At 62.8% G+C, this 22,382-nt stretch carries 25 protein-coding genes and 1 riboswitch; of the genes, 6 read left to right on the top strand and 19 right to left on the bottom strand.

Annotation, left to right across the window (positions count from 1 at the left end; translation table 11 throughout):
• Positions 1 to 27: 27 nt before the first annotated feature.
• The 3 genes from ABDB84_RS11230 to ABDB84_RS11220 are packed head-to-tail and all read right to left on the bottom strand — an operon-like array spanning position 28 to position 1,667.
• A complete protein-coding gene (locus ABDB84_RS11230; protein ID WP_345919818.1) occupies positions 28 to 312 on the bottom strand; it encodes a 4Fe-4S dicluster domain-containing protein in 285 nt (94 codons plus the stop codon).
• Complete coding sequence (locus ABDB84_RS11225; protein ID WP_345919817.1) at positions 309 to 1,214, bottom strand: DODA-type extradiol aromatic ring-opening family dioxygenase; 906 nt, start codon at positions 1,212 to 1,214, stop codon at positions 309 to 311. Before ABDB84_RS11225 ends, ABDB84_RS11230 begins: the two co-directional genes overlap by 4 nt.
• Positions 1,215 to 1,241: 27 nt before the next feature.
• Positions 1,242 to 1,667, bottom strand: a complete 426-nt coding sequence (locus ABDB84_RS11220) for a DoxX family protein (RefSeq protein ID WP_345919816.1) — start codon at positions 1,665 to 1,667, stop codon at positions 1,242 to 1,244.
• A 98-nt stretch (positions 1,668 to 1,765) separates the two neighbouring features.
• Between ABDB84_RS11220 and ABDB84_RS11215 the strand changes: the two genes are divergently transcribed.
• Positions 1,766 to 2,659: a LysR family transcriptional regulator gene (locus tag ABDB84_RS11215; RefSeq protein WP_345919815.1), complete on the top strand. Its 894-nt coding sequence runs from the start codon at positions 1,766 to 1,768 to the stop codon at positions 2,657 to 2,659.
• Here ABDB84_RS11215 and ABDB84_RS11210 read toward each other — a convergent pair.
• The 4 genes from ABDB84_RS11210 to ABDB84_RS11195 all read right to left on the bottom strand — a co-directional run bounded on the left by ABDB84_RS11210 (position 2,629) and on the right by ABDB84_RS11195 (position 5,891).
• Entirely contained in the window at positions 2,629 to 4,047 is a 1,419-nt protein-coding gene (locus ABDB84_RS11210) for a sensor histidine kinase (protein WP_345919814.1), read from the bottom strand. The genes ABDB84_RS11215 and ABDB84_RS11210 overlap by 31 nt on opposite strands.
• Positions 4,031 to 4,702 carry a response regulator transcription factor gene (locus ABDB84_RS11205; RefSeq protein ID WP_345919813.1) on the bottom strand — a complete coding sequence of 224 codons (672 nt, stop codon included), beginning with the start codon at positions 4,700 to 4,702 and terminating at the stop codon, positions 4,031 to 4,033. The genes ABDB84_RS11210 and ABDB84_RS11205 overlap by 17 nt, the downstream gene beginning before the upstream one ends.
• A gap of 17 nt (positions 4,703 to 4,719) precedes the next feature.
• A complete protein-coding gene (locus ABDB84_RS11200) occupies positions 4,720 to 5,481 on the bottom strand; it encodes a MipA/OmpV family protein (RefSeq protein WP_345919812.1) in 762 nt (253 codons plus the stop codon).
• Between the two features lie 95 nt (positions 5,482 to 5,576).
• Positions 5,577 to 5,891 carry a DUF5710 domain-containing protein gene (locus ABDB84_RS11195; RefSeq protein ID WP_345919811.1) on the bottom strand — a complete coding sequence of 105 codons (315 nt, stop codon included), beginning with the start codon at positions 5,889 to 5,891 and terminating at the stop codon, positions 5,577 to 5,579.
• A 234-nt stretch (positions 5,892 to 6,125) separates the two neighbouring features.
• On the opposite strand from ABDB84_RS11195, the gene ABDB84_RS11190 reads away from it, so the two are divergent.
• On the top strand, positions 6,126 to 6,656 hold the full coding sequence (locus tag ABDB84_RS11190) for a J domain-containing protein (protein WP_345919810.1): 531 nt from the start codon (positions 6,126 to 6,128) through the stop codon (positions 6,654 to 6,656).
• On the opposite strand, the gene ABDB84_RS11185 is transcribed toward ABDB84_RS11190, so the two are convergent.
• A complete protein-coding gene (locus tag ABDB84_RS11185) occupies positions 6,657 to 7,559 on the bottom strand; it encodes a hypothetical protein (protein ID WP_345919809.1) in 903 nt (300 codons plus the stop codon).
• A gap of 187 nt (positions 7,560 to 7,746) precedes the next feature.
• Entirely contained in the window at positions 7,747 to 8,874 is a 1,128-nt protein-coding gene (locus ABDB84_RS11180) for an ABC transporter substrate-binding protein (RefSeq protein WP_345919808.1), read from the bottom strand.
• 460 nt (positions 8,875 to 9,334) lie between these two features.
• Between ABDB84_RS11180 and ABDB84_RS11175 the strand changes: the two genes are divergently transcribed.
• Positions 9,335 to 11,332: an oxidoreductase gene (locus ABDB84_RS11175; RefSeq protein ID WP_345919807.1), complete on the top strand. Its 1,998-nt coding sequence runs from the start codon at positions 9,335 to 9,337 to the stop codon at positions 11,330 to 11,332.
• Between the two features lie 195 nt (positions 11,333 to 11,527).
• On the opposite strand, the gene ABDB84_RS11170 is transcribed toward ABDB84_RS11175, so the two are convergent.
• The 3 genes from ABDB84_RS11170 to ABDB84_RS11160 form a co-directional block, all read right to left on the bottom strand.
• A complete protein-coding gene (locus ABDB84_RS11170) occupies positions 11,528 to 12,214 on the bottom strand; it encodes a hypothetical protein (RefSeq protein WP_345919806.1) in 687 nt (228 codons plus the stop codon).
• A gap of 104 nt (positions 12,215 to 12,318) precedes the next feature.
• Positions 12,319 to 12,780, bottom strand: a complete 462-nt coding sequence (locus ABDB84_RS11165; protein ID WP_345919805.1) for an MEKHLA domain-containing protein — start codon at positions 12,778 to 12,780, stop codon at positions 12,319 to 12,321.
• 93 nt (positions 12,781 to 12,873) lie between these two features.
• Positions 12,874 to 14,052: a pectate lyase family protein gene (locus ABDB84_RS11160; RefSeq protein ID WP_345919804.1), complete on the bottom strand. Its 1,179-nt coding sequence runs from the start codon at positions 14,050 to 14,052 to the stop codon at positions 12,874 to 12,876.
• Here ABDB84_RS11160 and ABDB84_RS11155 point away from each other — a divergent pair.
• Complete coding sequence (locus tag ABDB84_RS11155) at positions 13,982 to 14,323, top strand: hypothetical protein (protein WP_345919803.1); 342 nt, start codon at positions 13,982 to 13,984, stop codon at positions 14,321 to 14,323. The two genes, ABDB84_RS11160 and ABDB84_RS11155, sit on opposite strands and share 71 nt — an antisense overlap.
• Before the next feature lie 193 nt (positions 14,324 to 14,516).
• On the opposite strand, the gene vapC is transcribed toward ABDB84_RS11155, so the two are convergent.
• The 7 genes from vapC to gcvT form a co-directional block, all read right to left on the bottom strand.
• Positions 14,517 to 14,918, bottom strand: coding sequence for a type II toxin-antitoxin system tRNA(fMet)-specific endonuclease VapC (gene vapC / locus ABDB84_RS11150; RefSeq protein ID WP_345919802.1), 402 nt, complete (start codon positions 14,916 to 14,918; stop codon positions 14,517 to 14,519).
• On the bottom strand, positions 14,918 to 15,148 hold the full coding sequence (locus tag ABDB84_RS11145) for an antitoxin (RefSeq protein WP_345919801.1): 231 nt from the start codon (positions 15,146 to 15,148) through the stop codon (positions 14,918 to 14,920). Before ABDB84_RS11145 ends, vapC begins: the two co-directional genes overlap by 1 nt.
• Before the next feature lie 166 nt (positions 15,149 to 15,314).
• Positions 15,315 to 18,191 carry an aminomethyl-transferring glycine dehydrogenase gene (gene gcvP / locus ABDB84_RS11140; protein ID WP_345919800.1) on the bottom strand — a complete coding sequence of 959 codons (2,877 nt, stop codon included), beginning with the start codon at positions 18,189 to 18,191 and terminating at the stop codon, positions 15,315 to 15,317.
• A 143-nt stretch (positions 18,192 to 18,334) separates the two neighbouring features.
• The gene (locus tag ABDB84_RS11135; protein ID WP_345919799.1) at positions 18,335 to 18,490 is read right to left on the bottom strand and encodes a chorismate mutase; all 156 of its coding nucleotides are present in this window, start codon (positions 18,488 to 18,490) and stop codon (positions 18,335 to 18,337) included.
• A 131-nt stretch (positions 18,491 to 18,621) separates the two neighbouring features.
• Positions 18,622 to 18,798, bottom strand: coding sequence for a hypothetical protein (locus tag ABDB84_RS11130; RefSeq protein ID WP_345919798.1), 177 nt, complete (start codon positions 18,796 to 18,798; stop codon positions 18,622 to 18,624).
• A gap of 19 nt (positions 18,799 to 18,817) precedes the next feature.
• Complete coding sequence (gcvH, locus tag ABDB84_RS11125) at positions 18,818 to 19,201, bottom strand: glycine cleavage system protein GcvH (RefSeq protein ID WP_345919797.1); 384 nt, start codon at positions 19,199 to 19,201, stop codon at positions 18,818 to 18,820.
• Between the two features lie 146 nt (positions 19,202 to 19,347).
• Entirely contained in the window at positions 19,348 to 20,433 is a 1,086-nt protein-coding gene (gene gcvT, locus ABDB84_RS11120; protein WP_345919796.1) for a glycine cleavage system aminomethyltransferase GcvT, read from the bottom strand.
• A 276-nt stretch (positions 20,434 to 20,709) separates the two neighbouring features.
• A riboswitch (glycine riboswitch) is annotated at positions 20,710 to 20,805 on the bottom strand.
• An 83-nt stretch (positions 20,806 to 20,888) separates the two neighbouring features.
• On the opposite strand from gcvT, the gene ABDB84_RS11115 reads away from it, so the two are divergent.
• Positions 20,889 to 21,731, top strand: a complete 843-nt coding sequence (locus tag ABDB84_RS11115) for a 3',5'-nucleoside bisphosphate phosphatase (RefSeq protein WP_428715088.1) — start codon at positions 20,889 to 20,891, stop codon at positions 21,729 to 21,731.
• 4 nt (positions 21,732 to 21,735) lie between these two features.
• Complete coding sequence (locus ABDB84_RS11110; RefSeq protein ID WP_345919795.1) at positions 21,736 to 22,362, top strand: L-threonylcarbamoyladenylate synthase; 627 nt, start codon at positions 21,736 to 21,738, stop codon at positions 22,360 to 22,362.
• Positions 22,363 to 22,382 lie beyond the last annotated feature (20 nt).

Here is a 22,382-nt window from a genome sequence, read left to right as displayed (position 1 = left end):
CATCTTTTTTTGTGGCGGCGGGTGCGTTCAGCCCGGCGCGCGGGCGAGGCTGATCGCCTGTTCAGGGCAGGCACTGACACATAGCCCGCAGGCCTTGCAGAGCTCGGGGTGCAATACTTCTGCCTGCTGCCAGCGATGCACCATGCCCTTGATCTTGCCGACCAGGCTCAGCGTCTGTCGTGTTTCCTTGGGCACCGTGTACATCGACAGCACCTGGTACGGGCAGACTTCGATGCAGGGGCCCTTGCCTTCGCATTTGTTGCGATCAATGACCGGGATGAAGGCCCCCGGTTCCTGTTTGCAGCGCGTCATGGCGTGCTCCTGGGGCTGCGGTGGTGCAGCTGCAATACATCGAATTCTGTTGTCATGGCGTCGGCGCTGAAGCGATACGCCGAGGTGGCGAAGTCCGCCAGGTAGTCGCCAAAGACGCAGCTGGCCGATTCGGCGCCTGCCGCGCCGGCAACCACCATCAGCGGAAGCAGGTGCTCGGCGCGTGGATGGGCGACTCGCGCCATTGGCGCTTGTTCCCAGGCCAGCAGTTCGATGTTGCGCGCTTCGATCGACAGATCCAGCAGGGTGTGGCGCAGCCAGGTGTCGAATATTTCGGAGGCCGCACGCATCTGCGGCCCGCGTGCGCGCAGATTGTGAAAGCTCTGCCCGCTGCCGAGGATCAGCACGCCCTGTTCGCGCAGTGGCATCAGCGCCTGACCGGCGGCAAAGTGCTCCACCGGATCCAGATTGCTGAGCAGGGACAGTTGTACGACAGGGATCTCCGCCTGCGGATAGATCGGCTTGAGCAAGCTGTACGTGCCATGGTCATAGCCACGTTCCGGGTCACGCCGCACGCGCCAGCCGCCGGCTTCGAGCAAGGCGGCGGTCTGCTCGGCAAGGGCGGGCGAGCCGGGTGCCGGATAGCTGATCTGGTAGAGCTGTTCGGGAAAGCCGTGATAGTCATAGATCATCCCCGGCTGTGCAGCGCTGGAGACGCTGAAGTGCGTCTCTTCCCAGTGCCCGGTGACGATCAGGATGGCGCGCGGAGGCTCCGGCAGCTGCCGGGGCAGATCCTGCAAGGAGCGCTCCAGAACGCGGAACATCTCGCGGAAAGGCCCGCCCATGAATGGCCACGGGCCGCCGCCATGAGACAGGTAATACACCGGCTGACGTGCACTGGAACCGAGGGCTGCCGGGTGCTGCTGCGGATCGTGGCTGTGCATGGCGGACTCCGTCTGCGTCGTCCGCGATCAGGCGGCGCTGAGCGACTGGCCGCGCGGGCTGATCGGTGCCTTCTTGGCGCGACCCCAGGAGACGAACAGCGAGAGGGCGATGATCACCAGATTCATCGGCACGACGAAGTATTCGCCACGGCTGATGTGGAAGCAGATGGCGCACAGTTGCAGCGCGGTCGAACCGATGCCGGCCCAGATCGTCAGGCGCGGCGCGATGCGCGTCAGTGCCGGCAGCAGCAAGCCCAGACCAGCCGACAGATCGACCACACCGATGAAGCGCAGGAACAGTTCGGGCACATCGGCGGCCCAGGGAATCTGTGTGGCGACCTGGGCGACGGGCGAGAACAGCTTCATGGCGCCGGCCGGCACATACACCAGGGCAGCGAGGATTTGCGCCAGCCACAGACCGATGCGAATGCGTTTGGAGGGTGAGCTCATCATGTTTCTCCTGTTTGGATTGAGGTGGGCTCATCTTTTCATCTATAAAATTGCATGAGAACTCTATAATCTCGATTTAGTTGATCAGATTGGTAGATAGAGTGGCGGCGTACACGCTGGATCAGTTCCAGGTTTTTCTGGCTGTGGTCGATTGCGGCGGCTTCGCTGCGGCTGCGCGCAAGCTCGGTCGTGCCCAGTCGGCGATCACCTATGCGATCCGTGCGCTGGAAGAGCAGACCGGGCTGTTGCTCTTTGATCGCGCTCACTACCGACCGCAGCTCACCGATGCGGGGCGCGCCTTGTTGCCACGCGCACGCCTGCTGGTTGAAGACCTTGAGGACTTCCAGCTGCATGCCGAGGGCTTTGCCCACGGCGTCGAAGCGGGGCTGTCCCTGGTCGTCAATGAGTTCTCCGACATGGCGCCGGTGATCCAGGCGCTCGACAGCCTGCATCAGGCCTACCCCTCGGTGCGTGTGCGGGTGAGCATCAAACCTTTTGCTGACGATCTGGAGATGGTGCGCAGCGGCCAGGCGCTGATCGGCGTGGTCGCGGCGATTGCACAGATTGGCAATGAATTCGAGGCCCGCCTGCTCAGCGAGCACAGCCTGGTCGCCGTGGCCGCACCCGGACATCCGCTGGCCGCGCTCAACGGGCCGATTGCGCTGGCCCAGCTACGTGGCCAGATGCAGATCGTATGGACGCGCGCATCGGCCACTGCGGACAGTTCAGATTTTGGCGTGCACGCGCTGGACGCCTGGCATGTCACCGATCTGGGCCTCAAGCGCCAGCTGCTGTGCGCCGGCATTGGCTGGGGCAGCATGCCGCGTCATCTGGTGCAGGCCGAGATCGAAGCCGGTCGTTTGAAAGTGCTGCAGATGGAGAGCTGGGAAGGGCGTGATCAGATGCCGCAATTTCCAAGCTTCGTGATCCGCCTGAAAAAGGTCGCACTCGGTCCTGCCGCGCGTCATCTCATCGACGCATTGCTGTCGGCTTGAGGCGCAGTGGGCGCTTCAGGGACTGCTGCCGCGAACGCCAGCTTGAACTCGGCCCCGGGTGAGGCATTGCGCACAGTGAGCTGCCAGCCATGCGCGGCGGCCACCTCATGGCAGATCGACAAGCCGAGGCCGGCGCCGCCCTCGCGACTGCCGGGTACCCGCCAGAAGCGCTCGAAGAGGCGCGGCAGGTGGGCCGGAGCAATGCCCGGGCCGTGATCGCGCACGCTGATGGCGCGCTGTTCCAGCGCCACGCTCACCGCCGAACCCGGCGGCGCAACGTGGATCGCGTTTTCCACCAGATTCTTCAGCAGTACGAACAGCGCGCTGCGGTCGCCCTGCAGACTGTGGGCGGCATCAGGATGACTGTGATACTGCAGCAGCACGGCATGCTGCGCCGCCAGCGGCGCGAGGAAGCTCAGCACATCCTGAATCACCGCGATCAGTGCGATGTCCTCATGCTGGTAGCTGCGCGGCTCGCTCACTTCGGCCAGCATCAGCAACTGTTGCACCTGGCGTGACATCTGGTCGATGTCCTGCAGCAGGGCGGCGCGGTCCTCGCTGCCCAGTTCGACATGCGCGCGCAGCAGGGCCAGCGGCGTTTTCAGCTCGTGGGCGGCATCAGCGAGGAAGCGCTGCTGTCGCTCGAAGCCTTCTTCAAGCCGGTCCAGCGCCTGGTTGAAGGAGCGCACCAGCGGCGCGATTTCCCCGGGCAGGCCCTGGGTGCCCAGGCGCTGCCAGGGACCTTGCGGCTCGATGGCCTGCGCTTCGCGCGAGACGCGCTGGATCGGCGCCAGCACGCGCAGCAGCACACGCCACATCACCAGACCGAGCAGCAGGATCGAGACCAGCGCGGCCAGCACGATGGTGAATTCGAAGGTATTGCCCATTTCGTCGTGGCGCAGTGCGGCCAGCCGCTCACTGAGGGCTACTTGCAGCCACAGGGTCTGGCCATTGGGGCTGGTCAGGCGCTGGCTGGCGGTGTGGATGGCCACGCCGTTGACATTGATTGCGCTGTGCTCGGAGGGCGCTTGTTGCAACAAGGCGGTGTTCTGCCAGGCCTGCCGGGTGGCTTCTGAAGACCACAGCAGGGTCTGCCCGCTGGCGTCGAAAATGCGGTAGCCGGCATCCAGCGGCGAGGCGATGAACAACCACTGCACCTTGATCGGCAATTCGGCCATGGAGGGCCGGCCTGTCGTATCAAAGCGCACATAGTCGGTCAGCGCATGCGCGGCGCGTTCGGCGCTGTGGTCCAGCATGCGTCCATCGCTGCGCAACAGCCAGCTGCCGAGGCTGCCGAACAGCACGGCAGCGACCAGCCAGGCACCGATGTAGGTTGCCAGCAGGCGGCCGCTCAGGCTGTGCGCCCAGCGCTCAATGAACGACCGCATAGCCCACCCCGCGCTGATTGATGATGCGCACGGCCGAGCCCAGCGCTTCGAGCTTGCGGCGCAGGCGATGCACGGCCACGTCCAGCGCGTTTGGCGTCACCGCCTCTTGCTGGCCCCAGGCGGCGGCTTCCAGCGCGCTGCGGCGTACGGGGGCGCCCTGCGCCTTGCAGAGGCTCAGCATGATCTGCAGCTCGGCGCGGGTCAGATTCAGCGAGCCCCCCTGGCAGCTCAGCAGCAGCTGCTCAGGCGCCAACTGCAGATCGCCGAACGCCGGCGCAAGCGTGGTCTGCGCAGGTGGGCGGCGGAGCAGGGCACGTGTGCGCGCTACCAGCTCTTCCATCGAAAAGGGTTTGCAGAGGTAGTCGTCGGCGCCGGATTCGAGGCCATCGATGCGGTCATGCAGGGCATCGCGTGCAGTCAGCAGCAGGCAGGGCACGTGCTCGCCACCACGGCGCAGACGCTTGACCAGGCTGAGCCCATCGCCGTCGGGCAGACCACGGTCAAGCAGCACGGCTGAATAGGTCTGGCCCTGCAAGGCCGCCCAAGCCTGATCCAGATTTTCGACGCAATCACACTCGATGCCGGCCTGGCTGACCGCACGTTTGATCAGCGCGGCCAGGCGGGGGTGGTCTTCGAGCAGGAGAACACGCTGCATGCCTTACTCCGCTGTGCTCAGAATCGATACAGATAACCCAGGCGCAGGGCGCCTACCGTGCTGCGTGAGACCAGCGGGCTGTCGGTGATGCCCGCGCCGAGCAGAGTCACGCCGGCATCCACAAACACGCTTTGCGCACTGCTCAGACGGTAGTCCACACGAACTGCGACTTCGCCATTGACGGTCGAGCTGCCGGCATAGGCGGCGCGGTCGGCGCGTACCTCGCTGGCCTTGACGCCGTAGTAGTAATCCACATATTTGCGATCTTGCCAGATCGCGGCTACGCGCGGCGTAATGCCCAGCTTGTCGACGCTGAAACGATGCTCGGCGCCAAGGGTGAGTTTCTGTCCCTTGCTGTGGCTGGAAGCGTCGCCGCGCCAGGCGGCCGAGAGATTGGCGATTTCATGGATCCAAGTCACGCGGCCGCCCAGCCAGACGCCGTCTTTGCGCTCGTCCATGCCATCCAGATACGACGAGTCGCTGGCCTTGTAGCCCTCTCTGGAAAAACTGGCGGTCAAGGCATACGACAAGGAACCGCTCTTGCCCAGCTTGAAGTCCACGCCGGGGCCGGCGACACGCAGCCAGCGATTCTCGTAGGTGAGCATTGGCCACACTTCGAGCTTGTTATCGACATTGCGATACGGCTTCTGCTCGGACATCAGCGCCAGGCCCAGGCCGAAGCCCTCGCGGGGATTGGCTTCAGCTTCGAGTGCCTGGCTGCACAACGGAGCCAGCGTGGTTGCAGCAGCCAGCACGGAGGTGGTCAGTCGGAATTTCATGAGTGCTCCTGGAAAGCTTAGGTGGAGCACGCATCATGCGGGCGGCTTTCTTACCAGACTCTTTCCGTGCCGCGCTCGCTGCGGGCAGCGAAGAATCAAGCCGACAAGGCCGTGGCGTGACAAGCCTCGCACACTTCCCAGGGCAGGCAGGCGCAAACGCGTGGCAGCTCGCGGTAGCGGCTGCCGACTTGCACGATGCCCGCGCTGGGGCTTGCCGCGCTGCTCTTGCTGGCCGGGCGGCTGGGCGCAGGCGCGGCAGAGCCATCGCGCGGTGTCGGGTTCCACTTGGCGAAGGGCGTCATGTCCGCCTTGCCCTCCACGTACCACAGCTTGTTGGCCGCATCCCAGCGGGCTCCCAGCTGCTTGGCGGCGTCTTTTTCGGCGAAGGGGACTTTCAGGTCGAATCTCATGGTCGGCAGGGGTGGGAAGCTGAGCGCGGCATCATACGGTGCAAGTGCCTGCGGTGGAAATCTGGCGGCAATCCTGTGCGCGTGCGCATTTGCGATGGTGCGCAAATTGCTCCTCAAGCCGGGTCGGCCCGGTTTGGTCATGTTTGCTGCAAAAAAGCCGGGTTCATGTCAGGTAGCGCACACGGCCCGCGCGCGCTGGGGCGACTACGGGACATCTTGCGCGAGGAGAGTCGCATGTCGCAGCACCCGCACACCGCCGCGAACGAGGAATGGGTGGTCTGGAACGGCTCAGCCGGCATCTTGCTGACCGCCGCGCTGGGGCGTGTCGAGTTCGGTGCGGCGGGCAGAACCGCTTGGCTGGCGCGCCCGTTCGAGATGGTCGGGCCCTTCGACCTCGATGCGCTGGAACACAGTGGCCGCATCCACTTTGCCGCCTGCATCGTGATGTCGCGCCAGCGCTGGCAGAGCGATCAGGCCGCGCTGCGGCGCGAAGCCTTTGAGCAGCGTCGTGCGGCGCAGGCGCGCATCGACGCTGAATACGCTGACTTTGGCGCATATGGCGCGGGGCGTGATTCTGCGCGCATGCGCGAGCGCGAGCAGCGTGAAATCCTCGGCCTGCCGGGCGAGGGCGCGCTGGAGGCTGCAACGATCAAGGGTGCGTTCCGCAAACGGGCGCAGAAAGCGCATCCTGATGCCGGTGGCAGTCACGACGCCTTCGTGCGCCTCACCGCAGCGCGCGACGCCTTGCTGGCGCGCTTTGCCTGATCAGCGTTTGCGATTGGGGTCGATCTCGCGCAACATCGATTGCACCTGGGCGCGGTCTTCGCCCTGATGTCCGCTGATGAAGGTATTGAAACGGAATTCCGCATCGTTCCAGTTGCTGCGGATGATGGCATTGAGCTGCCCGATCAGCTTGCGCCCCCAGTCGGTCTTCGGCGCCAGCACGTGGATCGTCGAAAAGCGCGGCAGGCCGTCGATGCCGACACCGATTAGCGGATCATTGCCGCTCTGGTAGAGCTCGCGGTACTGCATGTCCTCGGTGACGAAGGTGATCGCGGCATCAATGCGCCCCAGCTGCATCATGCGGATCAGCCCTTCACCCACGCCATCGGCGGTCAGGCGCGTCATCACACGCGGATGATCCTTGATGGTGGCGATCTGCTTGTCCAGCGCCGGGCCGTAGGAGCGCCCGCTGGTGATGCCCAGCACCAGGCCGCTGCCATCGAGCACCGCCGGCAGCTTGTCCAGCGGCAAGAGGCCGTTGCTGCCCAGCCAGGGCTTGAGCAGGGCCAGCTTGCTGGCCGGCAACAAGAGGTGCGGCGACTGGATGATATCGAAGGGCTCTGAATACAGTGCGTAGGTATCGCGCTCTTCGTTACGCTGCAAGCCCGCGCAAAGCAGCGGCTTGCCCTCGCGGAGTTCGGTCTGGATGCGGGCCAGATTGGAGAGCTGGAATCTGTGCCGGTAGCTGTTTGGAAGCTTCTTGATGAAGAAGCTCACATAGCCATCCATGATGCCTTGCCCTGCTTTGGGACCACTGACGATATATACCGGCGGCAGGTTGAACTGGCACCAGGTGAGCGTATTGTCATCGTCGGCACGCACAGCCAGGGCATGGCAAAGCAGCCAGGCGACAAAGCTCAGACGCAGCAGGCGGAAAGACGACATGGCGGACAGACGGGAGTGGCGTGCTTGCAGTATAAGCAGCCACTGCCCATTTTGTCGCGTAATGTACTGTCGTGATTAAATGCCGTATGCATTTAGTCCGCGCAGCAGGAATTCCTGCTGCGTGTGTCTTGCGCGATCTGGCAGAACCGGCACGGGCAGCTCTGCCAGATCTTGGGCGGGGCCTGCCTCAGGCGCCGGGATGCAGACCAAGCCAGCCGGGCGAGGCATCGCCCTTCACTTCGCCGAAGTACATGGCGAAGGTCTGACGCCAGCGTTCGGCTTCGGCACGGTCTTCCATGAAGCTGACGAACTCGGCGAGATGGGCATTGGCATATTCCCAGACCGGGCGCAGCCCTGCGGGCGTAGTCGTATCTGTGCGGATCGACCAGCCATTGCTGGCGGCTTGCTGGCGCGCTCGCGAGGTTTGCCAGCTCATGTACAGCTTGGCTGCGCTGAGGTTGCGGCTGCCCTTGACGATGGCGGCGCGCTGGCCCCAGGCCAGGAAGGGGTGGCCGTCGGCAATCGCCCAGCGGACTTTGCCGCTCTGATCAAGCAGCGAGCCTGAGCCGCCAACGCTGACGATCTTCTGCTGCTGGGTAAGCGCCAGACGCGGCGTGTGCGAGCCACGCGCGAAGGCGGGTTCCTGTGCAGCGAAGCGGCGGATCCAGTCCCAGCCGTAGGCTTCAGCGTAGCGCTTGAAGAGGAACAGCACCGCGTCGTCGTCGTGCGGGTAGGCGGAGGCGATCTTGCCGCGCCATTCCGGATTGACGAGTGCTTGCGGGCTGGCCGGCGGCGCAGTGACCACGCTGCTGTCATACATGTAGCTGAAGGCGATCACGCCAATCGCCATCCAGGCGCCGTCGGCATCCTTGAAACTGGGGTGGATGTTCTCGAAGCCGGCGGGTTTGAAGGCTTGCAGGCGGCCCAGGCGCTTCCAGCGCGGGAAGTTCTGCACGGTCTGGATCTGGATCACATCTGGCACCACGCTGTTGGTGGCGAACTGGTTGTCCAGACGTACATCATGGAACTTGCTGTAATCGACCACGATATTGATGTCGATGCCGGGGAACTGCTTCTGGAACGCGGCCTTGACCGCATCTTGCTGCACCGGCGTATCGCCACCGGCATAGATCACCAGCTTGCCGCCTTCGGCCAGTGCAGCGGCATGCAGCTTGCGCAGCGCTTCAGCTTCGATTTCAGCCGTATCCGCAGTGGCCGAGAATGCCCCGGCGCTGTTGAGGATCAGCGGCGCGGCCAGTGCTGCTTTGAGCAGATGACGGCGATCATTCGAGATGGGATTGTTGTGCTCGCTCATGCCAGATGGTCCATGTTGATGTCAGGACTGGCATGGACTCGGATGCCGATTGTGAAGTTCCTGTTGATTATGTGGCCGATAATCAAAACATTGTTGCAATATCTGGTTCAATTGCCTCGATGCGCAGGCACCGTCATGTTGGCGCGCACAGCGGCGGAACAGCATCCGGATCAAGCGGCTTGAGCGGCGATCGGCCTGCCTCCTGTGAACACGCCCTAGGTCAAAAGTATCGCCCTCGCGCAGCTCTAGACTGGGCTTTCGATGTTGCCGTTTAGCGAGCACACCAGCTTTCATCCTGATCAGATGTCGCCTGGCAGACTTCGACTAGCTACTTGCTTGAGTTGCCTTGAAGCGCAGCGCTGGCAGCAGTTTTTGGCAAGGTCGGACAGCTCAATCGGGTTGTCAATGTAAAGCCATGAGCGGCCTTGATCTGATCGCCGTTCAAGCAAAGCGAGGAATCATGGATAGCAAGCACGAAGTTCTGTTCTCGCCGATGAAGATCGGCTCACTTGAAATCAAGAACCGCTACGTCATGGCGCCGATTGGTCCCGGCGGGCTGTGTGATGCAGACGGCTCGTTCAACTATCGCGGCGTTGAATACTATGTGGAGCGCGCCAAGGGCGGCGCAGGCTTGATCATGACCGGCGTGACCATGGTCGAGAATGACATCGAGCAATGCGCCTTGCCCTCAATGCCGTGCCCGACCCTGAATCCGCTCAACTTCATCAAGACCGGCAAGATTCTGACCGAGCGCATCCACGCCTACGACGCCAGGATTTTCCTGCAGCTGTCGGCAGGCTTTGGCCGCGTCAGCATTCCGTCCATCGTCGGTTCAACGGCTGTCGCACCGTCGCCGATTCCGCATCGCTGGCTGCCGGACGTGACCTGTCGCGAGCTGAGCATTGATGAGGTCAAGACCTACATCCGCAAATTCGCTGACAGCGCAGAGATCGCCAAAAAGGCCGGCTTTGACGGCATCGAGATTCACGCCGTGCATGAAGGCTACTTGCTCGATCAGTTCGCGATTTCGATGTTCAACCAACGCACCGACGAATACGGCGGCAGCCTGGAGAACCGTTTGCGTTTTGCAACTGACATCGTCAAGGCGATCAAGGCGCGCTGCGGCGCCAACTATCCGGTGTCGCTGAGGTATTCGATCAAGAGCTTCATCAAGGACTGGAAGTCAGGCGGCCTGCCCGGCGAGGATTTCGTTGAAAAGGGGCGCGACATTCCCGAGGGGATCGAAGCGGCCAGGCTGCTCGAAGCCGCAGGCTACGATGCCTTCAACGGCGACGTGGGCTCGTATGACAGCTGGTACTGGAGCCATCCGCCGATGTACCAGGAAAAGGGCCTCTACCTGCCGTTCAACAAGATTCTGAAGGGCATTCTGAAGGTACCGGTGATTACCGCCGGGCGGCTCGACAATCCGGATCTGGCTGCAGATTCCATCGTTTCCGGCAAGACCGATTTCGTCGCCCTGGCGCGCCCGCTGTTGGCCGATGCGGCGCTGCCCAACAAGGTGCGTGCCGGCAAGGCCGACCGCATTCGGCCCTGTCTTTCGTGCCAGGAAGGCTGCATGGGGCGCTTGGCGAAATACGCCCAGGTCAGCTGTGCGGTGAATCCCGCGTGCGGCCGGGAGGCCGATTACGCACTGCTGCCGGCGCTGGAGAAAAAGTCGGTGATGATCGTCGGCGGCGGCATTGCGGGGATGGAAGCGGCACGCGTTGCCAGCTTGCGTGGCCACATCGTCACGCTCTACGAAAAGTCAGATCGCCTCGGCGGTGTGGTGATTCCGGGCGGCGTGCCGGACTTCAAGGAAGACGATCATGCGCTGCTCAAGTGGTATGAGCGTGAATTGCGTGAGCTCAAGGTGCCGCTGGTGTTTAACACCGAGGTCACCGAAGAGATGGTGCTCAAGGCGAGCCCGGACGTACTGATCGTGGCGACAGGTTCCAAGCCCAAGCGTCTGAAGATCGGTGACGCCGCGAACGTCTATACCGCTGAAGACGTGCTCAATGGCGTCAAGCCGGCGGGCGAGAGCACCATCATCATTGGTGCCGGTCTGGTCGGTTGCGAGACGGCGCTGTGGCTCTACGACCAAGGCAAGAAGGTGACGATCGTCGAACTGGCTGATCGAATCCTGGCGCTGGCCGGCCCGCTGTGCCACGCCAATCACGACATGCTTGCGGACCTTCTCGAATTCAAGAAGATCGAGGTCATGACATCCAGCTGCGTGACAGCGCCGGCTGAAGGCGGCTTCATGGTCAAGCGCGGTGGCGAGCAGGTGTTTGTGGCGGCTGATAGCGCAATTCTTGCCATCGGCTATGTGTCCGAGCGCAGCTTGTACGAGAAGGTGCGCAACAAAGTGCCCGAGGTCTATACCTTCGGTGATTCGCGCGAAGTGTCGAACATCATGTATGCCATCTGGGATGCCTATGAGGTGGCACGCAGCATTTGATGCTTCTTTGAAGTGCTGAGGAAAAAGGCCACGCAATGCGTGTAATGCATTTTGTTTAGGCGTATCGCATTTATGTGCGTCGATATCTAGGCGCGAAGAAAAGAAAAGCTCCGCAAAGAAGAAGCGATGGATGCTTCCCTTTGCGGACTTTTTGTTTTTCTCTGCGGTCTTTTGCGATCAAATTCCATCGCTTGATCACGAACCGCCTTTGCAGCCGCCCGCTGTTTTTGCGCAGCTCTCAAGCACACCTACACTGAACCAGACGACGACAGCCGCGGTGTCGATGAGCGCATCGGCTGCCAGGCTGGCCGGCAGCAGAAGCAGCAGGTGCGGGCGCTTCTTGTCGGCGCTGTAGAGCACATTGGTCTGACTCAGATCGATGGCATAGCCGTAGCGGGCTTTGTCAGGGTGGCGATGTTCGGCCAGGGGCTGCGTTGAAAGATAGCCCAGGCTCTGCAGGCGAGCCCCTTCGTATTGCACGTAAATGGCGTCCTGTATGTCTGCTTTCAGGCGCAAGGGGGTTTGCGGCGTCACTTCGACAATCGGTATTGGCGTATCCAGGCGTTGGCATTGGCCACGCACTACAGCGTCGCTGGCGGGCTTCAAGACCGCCGGCCGCTCAAGCGAATCCTGGATGATGAAGTTCTCGGTCGCTGCCGTCGGTACGCGCAGCGCATATTGCTCGGTCTGCGCATCGCCCTGCTTGCGTTCGAAACACAGATAAGCCCGGTCACCCTCACGTGCCGCCGAAAGCAGGCGCACCGAACCGGACAGTTGCTCACGCGCGGGCGAGTTGGCTGCCGTGATCAGCGACTTGGTGGCCACGCAGCCCGCACACGCGGCGGCCAGTAAGCTGAGCAGAAAGACATCTTTGAACTTCATGCGCTGCGCCCCCTGTATTGGGTGTGATCGGGCCAAGCGCTGGCTTGGCGTTCAGCTCGGGAGCATAAGCTGATCTGCCTGGCCTCGCCAGTGCCCGGCCGGGCTTACGCCGGCGTGATGCGCCGGTAAGTAGCGGCCTGGCCGATGCGTGCGCCCGCTGCATCGAGCAGGTTCCACACCGTCACATCCTCGATCCAGAACCGCCGGCCATCCTTGGCGATGCGCAGGCCGCGATAGCCGCTGGCAAAGCCATCGCCCTGCACGCGTTGCAACAGGGCATCGCGCTCCTCACGGTTCGGCGCCTCGGCCGACAGGCGCGAGGGCAGGCCGATGAACTCATCGGCGCTATAGCCAAAGCAGCGCAGCGTGGCGGCATTGGCATAGACAAAGCGCGGGTCTGCACTGGCCTCATGCGCCAGTACGCAGAAATCGGCTTCCTGATCGAGCCAGTGCAATGCCGCGTTCTCATCCAGCCCTGCCGGTACGAGTGGCGTGCCCAGCAGCTGTTCATGCGAACTGAGGATGATGCGCAGCCAGCTGGTTTGGGTAAGGGGCGTGTGGCTCATCGATGTGCCTTGGCGTGGGGCGGGCGCCGTGTGCGGCTTGAGCGGAACCGCGCCAGGTCCCGCTCTCCCTGCATGCTAAGGCGCTTGCCGGCCTTAGTTGCAGCTCAGTGTCGCATAGTTCTTGCCGACCCCAACGACGGCGGGCAGGCCGTTCTTCACGCAGGTGGCCGTGTGCGGCGTGTAGCTGTAGTTCAGGCTGATCGGGAAGCTGCCGCTGGTGGTCCAGGCCGAGGCATTCTTGTCGCCACTGCTCGGTGTGGACCAGCTGATGTTGTAGGTCGCAAAGTCCGCCGGGCTGCTGATGTTGTTGTTGCGCAGATCCCAGAAGCCGCAGTTGCTGCCGCTGTCGTAATAGCACACCACCGGGTCCTGCGCGTTCTGGAACCAGTTGCTCTCGATCAGGGCATAGCCGCCTTGTCGGGTATTGATGCCCGAGTCGGTGATGCCGTCGTACAGATTGTTGTAGACGTGGATCCAGCCACCACGCTGCAGCGGCAGGCGGGCATTCACGTTCTTGTAGTAGTTGTGGTGATAGGTGATCTCGCGGCCACCATCGATATCGCTCGACGATGAGCCATCCAGGCCGACCTTCTTGCTGTCGTGGATGTAGTTGTACGAGACGGTGATGTTGTGCGAGGCCTTCTTGATGTCGATGGCCGATTCGAAGGTCAGGTCGCCGTCCGGCGAGCCCTTGCACTCGTTATTTACCGCGAACAATTCATTGTGATCGATCCACACATTGGAGCCGCTGTCGATGCGGATCATGTCGGCGTCATTCGCGGCACCGCCCAGCGCGCCAATCTTCATGTTCTTGACCACCACATTGCTGGAGCTGCCGTTGATCACGATGCCCCAGTTGGCCGAGGAGCCATTTGCGCCCTCGATGGTGACGCCCGCCGTATAGCCTTTGATCTCGATATAGCGATAAGCGTCGTTCCAGTGTGGTACCGGGCAGTTGCCGGAACTGTCCTTGGTGTGATCCTTGACGATCTGCGCGATCAGGGCATCTTCATTGCCAGTGTAGGTGATATGCAGCGGATAGGCGCCCGTCGACACCTTGGTGCCTGCGTCGTTGAAGCGGGCATTGGCAATGATGGTATTGATGTCGGTGTAGCTCGCCGCCGTGAAGCTGCGCGCCGTGGCGATATTGCCCGTGGCCGTGGAAAAACCGCCCGAGGTGGTGGCTACGGCGCCGGCACTCGTGCTGCTGGCGCTGCTCGATGCAATCGAGCTGGAGGAGGAGGCCGCGCTGCTCGACGCGCTGGAACTCACGCTGCTCGACGACGACCCGGCCACGCTGCTGGTGCTCGATGAACTGGCTGCGCTGCTGCTTGCAGCAGACGAAGTGGCCACCGAAGAGTTTGCCAGCGAGGAAGACGCGGCGGCCGTTCCCGAGCTACTGCTTTCTCCGCCTCCACCTCCTCCACCCCCGCAAGCGGACAGCGCAAAGCCCAAGAGGGACAGGACGAAGGCGGACTTGATATCCGGAAACGCGCGTGCCATGACTACTCCTTGCAAAGCTCAACTACCGATCAGCACATAAGGGTTTGTCCTAGTGCGCCGGGGCGATGCTAACGGAGCAGGCATGGCAGAACAATCATGATGACTGCCAAAAACGCAAAATTCGATGGACGGTGGATATCGTTGGTCTGGGCGGGCTCAATCTTCTGGATTGCGGAACAGCTTTGCGTTTCGCCCTGGATATTGAGCGGCGCGATTATCAGAGGAACGCGGCGTTAAACCCAGTTCTCCAGCCTGAGCCCCGGTACGCGCTCGAATTCGCGCGTGTTGTTGGAGATCAGCGTGACGCCGAGCGCGCGGGCGTGGGCGGCGATCCACAGGTCGTTGTTGCCGATGGGCGTGCCGGCGCGTTGCAGGCTGTGGCGGATGTCGCCGTAGTGTTCCCCAACTTCGCGGCTCAGCGCTTGTACGGCGACGCTGGTGGTAAAGCGGTCGAGCTGCGCCTGTGCTTGTTCAGGTTGCTGGCTTTTAGCGGCGCCGAAACAGAGTTCGCCCCAGGTGATCAGCGAGATCCCCAGCGAGCCGGGGGCGGCGGTGGCAAAGCGCTCGGCGACGCTGGCCGGGCGGTGGCGGGCGATGTAGATGCAGATGTTGGTGTCGAGCAGGGCTTGCAGCATCACAGGCCCTCACGTTCTTGCGGCGGTGTGTCGTCGCGGGCCTCGGCAAAGAAGTCGTCCGGCAGGGCGGCCAGCGCGGCGAAAGCGGCGCTGAGATTGTTTGCCGGGCGGCGCAAGATCAACTCATCTCCCCGACGCTCGATCTCCACCTCGGTCACATCAAACTGAAGCTCACGCGGAATGCGCACAGCCTGGGAGTTACCGCTCTGAAAGACTTTGGTCGTTTGCATGGGGATCTCCTTGTGTATACGAAAAGTATATACGCGAAGATCGGGAAAGCAAGTCTGCGGTGTAGCGTGTGGCTGGATCGGCGGGGAATTTGCGTTTTTTCCCCGAGCGGCAAAAAAAGGCCACGCATCGCGTGGCCTTTTCTGTCCATCACTGCCAAATCCGAAATCAGCCCGCGTACTCCTCCATCGGCACACACGCACAGAACAGATTCCTGTCCCCATACACATCATCGATGCGGTTCACCGTCGGCCAGAACTTGTTGTCGCGCACATACGGCAGCGGGAAGACGGCTTCGTCGCGGTCGTAGGGGCGGGTCCATTCACGGCTGATCACGTCCGCCTGGGTGTGCGGCGCGTTCTTCAGCGGGTTGTTGTCGGCGGGGAGTTCGCCTGCTTCGATGCGGCGGATTTCGTTGCGGATGGCGATCATCGCGGCGATGAAGCGGTCCAGCTCGGCCTTGGGTTCGGATTCCGTCGGCTCGACCATGATGGTGCCGGCCACCGGGAAGCTCATCGTCGGGGCGTGGAAGCCGTAGTCCATCAGGCGCTTGGCGATGTCGACCTCGCTGATGCCGGTCGCCGCCTTGATCGGGCGGATATCCAGGATGCATTCGTGCGCGACGCGGCCTTGTGAGCCGACGTAGAGCACAGGGTAGTGGTCCTTGAGCTGGCTGGCGACATAGTTGGCATTGAGGATGGCGATTTCGGTCGCTTGCTTGAGGCCGGCGCCGCCCATCATGCGGATGTACATCCAGCTGATCGGCAGGATGCTGGCCGAGCCGAAAGGCGCTGCAGAGACAGCGCCTTGCCCCGCGTGTGCGCGGCCTTCGGCGCCGGTAGCAGCCACTGCGTGGTCAGCCATGAAAGGCGCGAGGTGGGCGGCCAGACCAATCGGACCCATGCCGGGGCCACCGCCGCCGTGCGGGATACAGAAGGTCTTGTGTAGATTCATGTGGCTCACATCGGCGCCGATGGTGGCGGGCGAGGTGAGGCCGACCTGGGCGTTGAGGTTGGCGCCGTCCATGTAGACCTGGCCGCCAGCGGCGTGCACCAGCGCGCAGATTTCCTTGACCGCTTCTTCGAACACGCCGTGCGTGGAGGGGTAGGTGATCATCAGTGCGGCGAGCTTGTCTTTGTGCTGCGCGATCTTCAGCTTGAGATCGGCGACGTCGACATTGCCGTTGTCATCACAGGCGACGACCACGACTTCCAGCCCGCACATCTGCGCGGTGGCGGGATTGGTGCCGTGTGCGGATTTGGGGATCAGGCAGATGTCGCGATGCGCATCGCCACGCGCGGCGTGGTAGCGGCGGATGGCGACGAGGCCGGCGTACTCGCCCTGTGCGCCTGAGTTGGGCTGCATGCAGATGGCGGGAAAGCCGGTGACGGCGCGCAGGTAGTCGGCGAGGCCCTCGATCATGTCGAGATAGCCGCTCACCTGTTCGCGCGGTGCGAAGGGGTGGATGCGGCCGAACTCGGGCCAGGTGACGGGAATCATCTCGCTGGTGGCGTTGAGCTTCATGGTGCAGGAGCCCAGGCTGATCATCGAGTGGTCGAGCGCCAGATCCTTGTTTTGCAGCTTCTTCAAGTAGCGCAGCATCTCGTGTTCGGTGTGGTGCGTGTTGAACACGGGGTGAGTCAGGAAGGCGCTGCTGCGCTGGAGCCCGGCGGGGATAGCGGAGGGCTGTGCTGCGTCGAGCGCGGCGATGTCGGCGCTGATGCCGAAGACCTTGAACAGCGCGGCGAGGTCATCAGGCGAACTGGTTTCATCGAAGCTCACGCCCAGGCTGTCGGCCGAGACCTGGCGCAGGTTGTAGCCGGCGGCATCGGCAGCGGCGAACAGCGCAGCAGTCTTGTCGCCAGTGGCGATGTCGAAGCTGTCGAAGAAAGCGCCGGTCTTGATCGTGAAGCCCGCTTGCTTGAGGCTGACGGCGAACAGCGCGGCGATGCGGTGGATGCGCGAGGCGATAGTCTTCAGGCCCTCGGGGCCGTGATACACGGCGTACATGCCGGCCATATTGGCGAGCAGCACTTGCGAGGTACAGATATTGGAATTGGCCTTCTCGCGGCGGATGTGTTGCTCGCGCGTCTGCAGGGCCATGCGCAGTGCGGTGCCGCCGGCCACGTCTTTCGACACGCCGATGATGCGGCCAGCCATGCTGCGAGCATTCGCTTCGTGGGTGGCGAAGAAGGCCGCGTGCGGGCCGCCGAAACCCATCGGCACGCCGAAGCGCTGGCCGGAACCGAAGGCGATGTCGGCGCCCAGCTCGCCGGGGCTCTTCAGGAGCACCAGGGCCATCAGGTCGGTGGCGACGGCGACGCAGGCGCCGCGTGCCTTGGCGGCAGCGATCAGCGTACTGTAGTCGGCAATCTCGCCGCTCACGTTCGGGTATTGCAGCAGCACGCCAAAGGCATCCTGATCCGCTGCCTGCGCGGCGGGCGCGATCAGCAGCTCGAAGCCGAAGTATTCAGCACGGGTTTTCACGACGTCGATGGTCTGCGGGAAACAGGCTGCATCGACGAAAAACACATTGCTCTTGGACTTCGACACGCGGCGCGCCATGGTCATCGCTTCTGCGGCGGCGGTGGCTTCGTCGAGCAGCGAGGCATTGGCGAGCGAGAGGCCGGTGAGGTCACAGATCATCTGCTGCCAGTTGAGCAGGGCTTCGAGGCGGCCTTGCGCGATCTCGGCCTGGTAGGGCGTGTAGGCGGTGTACCAGCCGGGGTTCTCCATCACATTGCGCAGGATGACGGCAGGCGTCAGCGTGTCGTAGTAGCCCATGCCGATCAGCGAGCGCTTGATCTGGTTCTTCGCGGCAATCGTCTTCAGTTCGGCGAGCGCGACGTGTTCGGGCGTGGCGGCAGCAATCGGCAAGGGTTTTTCGAGGCGGATGGCTGCGGGCACGGTCTCGTTAATCAGCGCATCGACGCTGGGCGCGCCGATGGCGGCGAGCATCGCGGCGATGTCGGGCGCTGCGGAGCCGATGTGGCGTGCGATGAAGGCGTCGCGGTTTTCAAGCTGGCTGAGGGTGGGCTGGGTCATGGTTGTGGGCCTGGATGCGTCAAGTCTGGGGGTTAAAGCTGTTTGTGGCGGGTGACGACTGCGTCGATCACCACACGCAGGAATTTCTGTGCAAGTGCCGTGTCCAGCCCATGCTGTTGTGCCAGTTCGGCGATGCGTGCCATTTATGCCGCCTCGCGTGCGGCGTCGGTGGCCGGCAGCTGGTGCTGCTTCTTGTAGTGGCCGACTTCATCGGTCAGCGCAAAGCGCTGCGCGAGCAGGGCGACCAGTTGGGCATCGATTGCGTCGATGCTGGTGCGGAGTTTTGCGAGTGTGTCCATCGGTGCGCCTGCGTGTTTCACCTTGGGTGGGGGCGCGAGGCAAACCACCGGTCGTGAATGTATCCGGGCGCATTGCACCCGCCAAAAACGGATCGGCGGCTTACGCCATTTGGCTCAGCCACCCTGCACAATCAATCCTGCCGCGCCCCACGCTTGAAGCGGAAGAATACGCCGAGGAGCCATAGCCCCAGCAACGCAGCCATCAACCACTTGCCGCGTGAGAGCACGAGGACAAATACCGCCATGCCGCCCGCAATGAGCACAAAGCGCAGCAGCTCCTTGAGCGGGTCGTGTTCTTTGCGGGCCATGTATGTGTATGAAATGTGATTACTCGGCGTCGACCGCAGCCTTGTAGCCGGCCGCGTCGAGCAGTGCGTCGATGTCGTCCAGATTGGCCGGCTTGATCTTGAACAGCCAGGCGCTGTAGGCGTCGGTGTTCACGCTCTCCGGCGTATCGATGGCATCGCTGTTGGCGGCGATGATTTCGCCCGCGACCGGTGCGTAAATATCGGAAGCAGCCTTGACCGATTCGACCACGGCGACTTCTTCACCGGCCTTCACGACACGGCCGGCTTCCGGCAGCTCGAGGAAGACGATGTCGCCCAGCGCATTCTGTGCGTGGTCGGTGATGCCGACGGTCAGCGTGTTGTCCGGCTCCTTGCGGATCCATTCGTGGGAGGCGGTGTAGCGCAGGTTGGCGGGGATAGTCATGACGGGCTCCTTGGGAATCAAAAATAATCAGTCAAAATTTGTTCACCGCAAAGAGTCAAAAGAAAGGGCCGCAAAGAAAAACCGATTCTGAATGCTTTGCGGCCCTTTGCGTTTCCTTTGCGCCTTTGCGGTGATGCTTTGAATTTTCAAACCAGTACCTTACCGTTGCGCACGAAGGGCATTTTCACGACGCGCGCCTTGAGGCGCTTGCCACGGATATCGACCTCGACAGTGTCGCCGACATTGACGCCCAGCGGAACGCGCGCAAAGGCAATCGATGCGTTCATGCTCGGTGCGAAGCTGCCGCTGGTGGTTTCACCTTCGCCTTGTGCGGTGAATACCTGCATGTGGCTGCGCAAGACGCCGCGCTCTTCGAGCACGATGCCGACCAGGGTCTTTTGCGGGGGATTCGCTTCGAGTGCGGCGCGGCCAACGAAATTGCGCTCGTCTTTCATGGCGATGGTCCAGCCCAGGCCGGATTCGAGCGGATGGGCGCTGTCGTCCATGTCCGCGCCGTAGAGGTTCATGCCGGCTTCCAGGCGCAGGGTGTCGCGTGCGCCCAGACCGATGGGGGCCACGCCTTGCGCGGCCAGCGTGTTCCAGACTTCAACCGCCTTGTGCGCGGGCAGGATGATCTCGAAGCCCTGTTCGCCGGTGTAGCCGGTGGCACAGAGCGTAAAGTCGCCCCACAGCGCAGCCTGGAAGTATTTGAGAGATTCGGAGACGGCTTGCGAGCCGGGCAGGGCGGCCCACACCTTGGCTTTGGCATTCGGGCCTTGCACGGCGATGATGGCGAAGTCACGGCGCGGGGTGATCGTCACATTGCCGCCACCGGGCATCGAGGCCGCTTGCTTGCGCATCCAGGCCACATCCTTGTCGGCGGTGCCAGCATTGACGACGATGCGGTAGAAATCCTCGGCAAAGTAATAGGTGATGAGATCGTCGACCACACCGCCTTGCTCGTTGAGCATGCAGGAGTAGAGGGCTTTGCCGGTTTCGCTGAGCCGCGCCACATCATTGGCCAGCAGCTTCTGCAGGAAGGCTTTGGCGCCCGCGCCGCTGATGTCGATCGGCAGCATGTGCGAGACGTCGAACATGCCGGCGTCGGCGCGCACGGTCTTGTGTTCTTCGAGTTGCGAGCCGTAGTGGATGGGCATGTCCCAACCCGCGAAATCGACGAGTTTGGCGCCGGAGGCGAGGTGGATGGCGTGCAGCGGGGTCTGTTTGGACAAGAGGCTCTCCGGGCGTACAAATGGAAAAGGGCCAAGCGTATTGACGCTTGACCCCCATCTGTCCGTTCTACCTGAGAGATTTCGCTGAGTGCTTCATCAGGTGGCTGCACGCTTCGCTGGCTGTGTTGGCTTGCTCGCCGTACTTGCGTACTGTCTGCGCAAACCGCCTTGCCAGCAAATCGTTCGCTCACCTGCTAAAACACTCATCACATCGCGAGTGCCCCTTCGGTGGATGCCCCCACGACAAAATCGTGGGCATCGCTCTCCAGATTTGCTGTTCCTTGTTCGGTCCTTTTGCCTGAGCGTTCCCGGGGGGTTGCGCCTTCGGCGATCTGTCACAATGGCTGGCAGACTCTCTCCCGAACGGAGGCGACTGTACCGGAAGCATGGGGCTTGAATCAAGCCTTTGCTATCATGGGGCTTCGTTCCCGTCTTTCCACCTGCCGGTCCTGCCTGTGTCCACACCCCTCAACGCTGATCTGCACGCGCATTCGAACTTTTCCGACGGACTCCTCAGTCCGGCCGAGCTTGTGCAGCGCGCCGTGAGTAACGGCGTCGATCTGCTGGCGCTGACTGATCATGATGAACTCGGCGGCTTGCCCGCTGCGCGCGAGGCCGCCACAGCGCTGGGCCTGCGTTTTGTGCCCGGCGTGGAAGTCTCGGTCTCGTACTGCGATCAGTCGGTGCACATTGTTGGCCTGGGCATCGATGCCAGCTCGCCGCAGCTGGTCGCCGGTCTGGCCCAGGTGCGTGGCGGGCGCGATGGCCGTGCGCAGCGCATGGGCGAAGCGCTGGAGAAAATCGGCATTCGTGATGCCTATGCCGGCGCTGCCGCGCTGGCCGGCAATCCGGCGTTGATCAGCCGGGCGCACTTCGCGCGTTATCTGGTCGATCTGGGGCTGGCGCGTGACACCAGTTCGGTCTTCGATCATTACCTGGTGCGCGGCAAGCCGGGCTTCGTCGAACACGAATGGGCGACGCTCAGCGACGCCGTGAACTGGATTCACGCCGCCGGCGGCTTGGCCGTCATTGCGCACCCCGGGCGCTACCGCCTCAGCCGTGCGCAGATGACCGAGCTGTTCGACCAGTTTGTTGAACTCGGTGGGGAAGGCGTCGAAGTGGTCACCAGCGCACATACGCCTGCCATGATCAGCGAGTACGCTAGTGTGGCGCGGCGCTACGATCTGCTTGCCTCGCGTGCTTCGGACTTCCACGGTCCGGGCGAGAGCGTCATGGATCTGGGCCGCATTCCGCAGCTGCCGCCGGATCTGACGCCTGTGTGGAGCCAATTGGTCTGATACCGTGTCCCAGTTTTTTGAAATACATCCCGAATACCCGCAAGCCCGCTTGATCCGCCAAGCCGCCGCGATTTTGCGCGAGGGCGGCCTGATTGCCGTGCCGACCGATGCAGCCTATTCCCTGGTCGGCCATGTTGGGGACGCCAAGCTGCTCGAACGCATCCGCCGTATTCGCGGGGTGGACGAGCGTCATCACTTCACCCTGATGTGTCGTGATCTCTCCGAGATCGCTACTTTTGCGCGCGTCGACAATGCGCAGTTCCGCCTGCTCAAAGCGACCACGCCGGGCGCCTACACCTTCATTCTCGAAGGCACCAAGGAGCTGCCGCGCCGCGTGCTGCATCCCAAGCGCAAGACCATCGGCCTGCGCGTGCCGGATCATGCCGTCATCCGCGCCTTGCTCGAAGAGCTGGGCGAGCCGGTGCTCTCGTCGACCTTGCTGTTGCCCGAGGAGGACTTGCCCCTGGTGCACTCCGATGACATCCGCGAGCGCCTGGCGCGCCAGCTTGATCTGATCATCGATGCCGGCGCCTGCGGCCTGGAGCCCACTACCGTCGTCGATTTGACGGGTGGCGCGCCTGAATTGCTGCGTGCCGGTTGCGGCCCGCTGGCGCCCCTGGGGCTGGACTGAGCGCCCGATCACCGCTTTCG

Source organism: Uliginosibacterium sediminicola, assembly GCF_039631295.1.
GTDB lineage: Bacteria > Pseudomonadota > Gammaproteobacteria > Burkholderiales > Rhodocyclaceae > Viridibacterium > Viridibacterium sediminicola.
The sequence above is the reverse complement of the archived record's forward strand: the minus strand, read 5'-3'. Positions and strand labels throughout refer to the sequence as shown.